At 40.3% G+C, this 4,987-nt stretch carries 4 protein-coding genes; 3 read left to right on the forward strand and 1 reads right to left on the reverse strand.

Going from position 1 to position 4,987, the window contains the following annotated elements; all coding sequences use genetic code 11:
* Positions 1-212 precede the first annotated feature (212 nt).
* From ACYQ2O_RS10405 to thrB, 3 genes are read left to right on the forward strand one after another with little or no spacing between them, the layout of a single operon-like run.
* Positions 213-1,421: a homoserine dehydrogenase gene (locus ACYQ2O_RS10405; protein WP_459796563.1), complete on the forward strand. Its 1,209-nt coding sequence runs from the start codon at positions 213-215 to the stop codon at positions 1,419-1,421.
* Between the two features lies 1 nt (position 1,422).
* Positions 1,423-2,493 carry a threonine synthase gene (gene thrC, locus ACYQ2O_RS10410; RefSeq protein ID WP_459771197.1) on the forward strand — a complete coding sequence of 357 codons (1,071 nt, stop codon included), beginning with the start codon at positions 1,423-1,425 and terminating at the stop codon, positions 2,491-2,493.
* Positions 2,486-3,358: a homoserine kinase gene (gene thrB / locus ACYQ2O_RS10415; RefSeq protein ID WP_459796565.1), complete on the forward strand. Its 873-nt coding sequence runs from the start codon at positions 2,486-2,488 to the stop codon at positions 3,356-3,358. Before thrC ends, thrB begins: the two co-directional genes overlap by 8 nt.
* Before the next feature lie 40 nt (positions 3,359-3,398).
* On the opposite strand, the gene ACYQ2O_RS10420 is transcribed toward thrB, so the two are convergent.
* Positions 3,399-4,751: an aspartate kinase gene (locus ACYQ2O_RS10420; RefSeq protein ID WP_459796566.1), complete on the reverse strand. Its 1,353-nt coding sequence runs from the start codon at positions 4,749-4,751 to the stop codon at positions 3,399-3,401.
* Positions 4,752-4,987 lie beyond the last annotated feature (236 nt).

A 4,987-nucleotide genomic window follows, 5' to 3' on the forward strand; every position in this document is an offset into this window, starting at 1 on the left:
TAGTAGATAATTTCAAACTGAGCGTTTATAATAGGGGTATACAACACTTGTCCATTCCTTTCTTGGAAGTAGTTTGGTTGGTACCTACTATTTTGAACGAGATTTAGGGGAGGGGCAAGTGTTTTTTGTCTTTTCCTTGATAGAACAACGGTTATAGACCTTTAAGAACAAAAAAATTTGACAGTAACCATATTTTTCAGGAGGGTATTAGAATGAAAGTGGCAATATTAGGTTTAGGAACTGTCGGTAGTGGTGTATTGAAAGTGATTCAAGAAAATCAAACCCATATTCATGAGCAAATTGGAGAACCGTTGGAAGTCACCCACGTTTTCGGGGAAACCCTTTTGAATCTTCACAATTGTGATTTATCAGAAATCAAACATGTAAAAACCATTGATGCGTTATTAGATGAGGAATTTGATGTGGCCGTGGAAGTATTAGGGGGCATTGAGTTTACGTATGATGTACATAAGAAATTATTAAACAAGGGTGTGCATGTGGTGAGTGCCAACAAGGATATGCTGGCTTTGCATATTGATGAACTTGCAGAGATCGCAAACGAGAATCAAGTCCAGTTATCCTATGAAGCGACATCCGCAGGTGGTGTCCCAATTATTCATAACTTACTTTATACTTTAAGAGCGAATAAATTATCGCGTGTGCTTGGTATACTGAATGGAACAACGAATTATATTTTAACGAAGATGACACAAGAAGGGATGGATTTTGACCAAGCCTTAGAAGAAGCGAGTCAAAAAGGCTACGCTGAGGCAGATCCAACCAATGATGTCGATGGGTTTGATGCCCAGCGTAAAATTACTTTGCTATCGCGTCTAGCGTATAACCGAAGACTCACTATCGAAGAAGTGCCAGTACAGGGTATTCGTGAGGTTGCCGTTGAAGATATTGACATTGGTTTACAACATGGCTATGTGATGAAGCTTTTAGGATTAAGCGAATTTGACGGAGAGCACTTAGAAATCAGTGTGCAACCTACTTTCTTACCAGAAAATCATCAACTGGCTGCCGTTCATGATGCAATGAACGCGGTCTTTGTGAATGGAAATGCGGTTGGAGAAACGATGTTTTACGGACCAGGGGCAGGTAGTTTAGAGACAGCGTCTGCCATTGTCGCTGACATTATTGAAATTGCGCAGTTTGGGTACAAAGGAAACCTTACACCAAATGAAGAAGCGAAAATTACAGATACATTCACTGAACATCCTTACTATGTCCGATTCAATGATTCAGCAGATCAAGCGAAAAAAGTGCTAGATGAATTGAATATTTTATATGAAGCATTTGAAGGGAACCATGCATTTGCTGTTCAGACTGTGCCCTTGAATAATGAAGAAAAAGAGGTCTTGTTAGAAAAAGCAGAGGTCGGGGCAATTTACCGAATCACAAGAGAGGGAAAATAATATGGTGAAATGGGAAGGTTTATTAGAAACGTTTAAAGAAGATTTACCGGTCACTGAACATACACCAAATATTACATTGAATGAAGGCAATACACCGCTTATTCGTCTGAATAAATTAAGTGACCAGTATGAGGTAGAGGCGTATGCAAAGTTTGATGGGCTGAATCCAACCGGCTCTTTTAAAGATCGCGGCATGGTTTTGGCGGTTGCTAAAGCCAAAGAAGAAGGGGCACATACGGTTATTTGCGCATCCACTGGAAACACTTCGGCATCCGCTGCTGCTTACGCAACCAGAGCAGGGCTTAAGTCGATTGTGATTATTCCCGAAGGCAAAGTAGCTATTGGAAAACTCGCGCAGGCGATGATGTATGGGTCTGAAATTATTGAAATTGAAGGAAATTTTGATGATGCATTAGTGATGGTTCAAAAAGTGGCGGAAGAATCTGAAGGGATTCAATTAGTCAATTCCGTGAATCCCTATCGTGTAGCCGGTCAGCAAACAGCTGCTTTTGAAATTATTGAGGATTTGGGCGATGCGCCGGATTACTTAACGATTCCAGTTGGAAACGCAGGAAATATTTCTGCCTACTGGAAGGGATTCAAAGCTTACCATGAGAAAAAAGGCTCTCAATTGCCTAAAATCTATGGGTTTGAAGCGGAAGGTGCAGCGGCGATTACTCAAGACAAAGTGATTGACCAGCCGGAAACGATTGCTACAGCCATTCGCATCGGAAATCCGGCAAGTTGGGATTTAGCCGTAGATGCTCGAGATTCATCGGGTGGATTAATTGCTTCAGTCTCTGATGAGGAAATTATTACCGCCTACCAATACATCGCAAGTGAAGAAGGCATTTTTGCAGAACCAGGATCCGCTGCCAGTATTGCGGGGTTAATTCGATCGCTTGAAAATGGCGATATTCCAAAGGGTTCTCGCGTCGTTTCTGTTTTAACGGGAAATGGCTTAAAGGATTCGGATACAGCCATTCAAGTCTCGCTCGAGAAAACGAAAAAGTTCCCCAATGACCAAGAGAAAGTCATTCAGTATATAGAAAGCTTAGTTGCCTATGAGTGAGAAGACCTTTAAAATCCCAGCAACGAGCGCGAATTTAGGATTGGGTTTTGATTCGATTGGTGTAGCCGTCGACAAGTTTTTAACGGTTACTGCGCGACCAGCGGATGACTGGCAATTCCACTTTAAAAAGAAGTCATTGGAAGTCTTACCGTCTGGCGAAAAGAATATGGTCGTTGAAATGGCCCAATATGTGGCCAAGGAATATGGCAAAGAGATGCCTCGCTTAGAAATCGATATGGATAGTGAGATTCCTTTGGCACACGGGTTGGGAAGCTCTTCAAGTGCCCTTGTCGCCGGAATAGAATTAGCCAACCATTACTTAGACTTAAACTTATCGACGGATGATAAAGTACGCATTGGGACAGCTGTTGAAAAACATCCGGATAATATTGGCCCTTGCCTGACAGGTGGCGTTTTTGTTGGTTTTTATGAAGAAGAGAAAATGGCCTACTACACAATGCGTTTAGAGGGAATTTCTTTGATAGTCTCCGTTCCTTCTTATGAAATCATGACCGAAGAAGCCCGTGCTGCCTTACCGGAAAGTTATAATCGCCAAACAGCCGTCAGTCAAAATGCGAAGAATAATGTCATGCTTCTTGCAATGGCGAATCAAGACTATACACTGATGGGGGAATTGATGATGGATGATCAATTTCATGAACTTTATCGCAGTCCATTAATTGCTGAACACAAGGAAATAAAAGACATTACCTTAAAAAATGGAGCCTATGCCACCGTAATTAGTGGCGCCGGGCCTACATTACTGACCTTGTGCCCAGAAGAGAAGGCCGATCAAATTTTAGAGCAACTGAGTCAAGTCAGTTCTTGCTCACATGAACAAGTCAATGTATTTTATAAAGATTAAAAAAACTCCTCTATCTTTTTGAGATAGGGGAGTTCTATTTTTAACCGAAATATTCTGTATAAAGGTGCTGAATGGAATCCTTTAGGTTTTTAGCTGGAATAGAGAAAAACATACTGATTTCAGAAGCGCCCTGATTGATCATACGCAAACTGACCCCGGCTTTGGTAAAACCTTCTGTCGCTTTATTCGCAATTCCAATCGTATCTCGCATGCCTTCTCCAACAATCGCAATGATGGCTAAATCTTGTTCTACATGGATCCATTCTGGATTAAAATCTTTATGGATGGTGGATTGAATTTCTTGTAATTTATTGTTTCCTTCAAACTGATTGGAACGTAAAACAATGGAGACATCATCAATCCCAGTAGGGACATGCTCAATGGATAAACCAAAATGTTCAAACGTTTGCAGCAGGCGTCGTAAAAAACCCACTTGTCGGTTTAGTAAATAACGTTTAATGGTAATGGACAAGAAACCAGCATCGCCACTTAAACCAACAACGGGATACTCTTTAACATCCTCTCGATCCGAAACAATTCGCGTCCCTTTGTCTTGCGGTCGATTCGTATTTTTAATAATGACAGGTATTTTTACTTCGTATAATGGTTGAAGCGCTTCGTCATGGAATACGTTGAAGCCAGAATAGGATAACTCACGAATTTCACGGTAAGTAATCTCTGAAATAGGGTGGGGCTTGCTGACGATTCCTGGGTGGGCAGAGTAAATAGAGCTTACATCTGTATAATTTTCATACACATCTGCGCCCACTCCACGCGCAATAATGGCTCCTGTGATATCTGACCCTCCTCGAGAGAAGGTGACGATATCACCGGATTCTGTGTAACCAAAAAAGCCGGGGATAACCAGCACTTCTTTTCTGCTCCTGAGTTGCTTAATTTTATGGTAAGAAGTATTAATTAACTGGGCATTCCCAGGGTTGTCGGTCATTGTAATACCGGCATCCTTTGGAGATAAATACCTAGATTCCGCCCCAATAATATTTAAATACTCACTCAACACTAGCGCATTAAAATCTTCACCGCATGATTTTAGCGCGTCCAGTAAACGATCGGAGTCTTGAATCGTGTCTAGATATTTATTCAAAATATTGTTAAAATACGTTAAAATTCTTTCGTCTAAATTTAAATCATTAATAATTTCTTTAAACCGGTCTAAAATATTTTGGATGATTGGTTCAACATCCATGTTAACGGTTTTATTTGTATGTAAGGCAATAAGTAAATCCGTTACTTTTGTATCTTCTGCTGTTCGCTTGCCTGGGGCACTGACCACGACAAATTGAATGTCCCGATCATTTTTTACAATATCGCCCACTTTTCTAATTTGTGTGGCATTACTCAGTGAACTGCCTCCAAATTTTGCTACTTTCATTTTACCTCCCTCCAGATATCATGTGCTTAAATAATAACAGTAAAATGAGAAGTTTCCAATCTTTTTCTAATGTAAATGAGTAAATAATTTATTTATTCATTGTTTTCTAGAATCATTTTCGATTCTGAAATGCCTTGGTGTGTCTAACGTTAGAAGGTCGGTAAAAAATAAATCGACAGAGGCAAAGATTGGTATGAAGCCATTCAACATTTTAAAATTTCATATTTTTTAAAAAT

This window comes from Alkalibacterium sp. m-11 (genome assembly GCF_054658155.1).

What these genes read in the sequence shown, in the direction of transcription:
- ACYQ2O_RS10420 (WP_459796566.1), bottom strand. Translation starts at nt 4,751, where the DNA reads ATGAAAGTAGCAAAATTTGGAGGCAGTTCACTGAGTAATGCCACACAA.
- ACYQ2O_RS10405 (WP_459796563.1), top strand. Translation starts at nt 213, where the DNA reads ATGAAAGTGGCAATATTAGGTTTAGGAACTGTCGGTAGTGGTGTATTG.
- thrB (WP_459796565.1), top strand. Translation starts at nt 2,486, where the DNA reads ATGAGTGAGAAGACCTTTAAAATCCCAGCAACGAGCGCGAATTTAGGA.
- thrC (WP_459771197.1), top strand. Translation starts at nt 1,423, where the DNA reads ATGGTGAAATGGGAAGGTTTATTAGAAACGTTTAAAGAAGATTTACCG.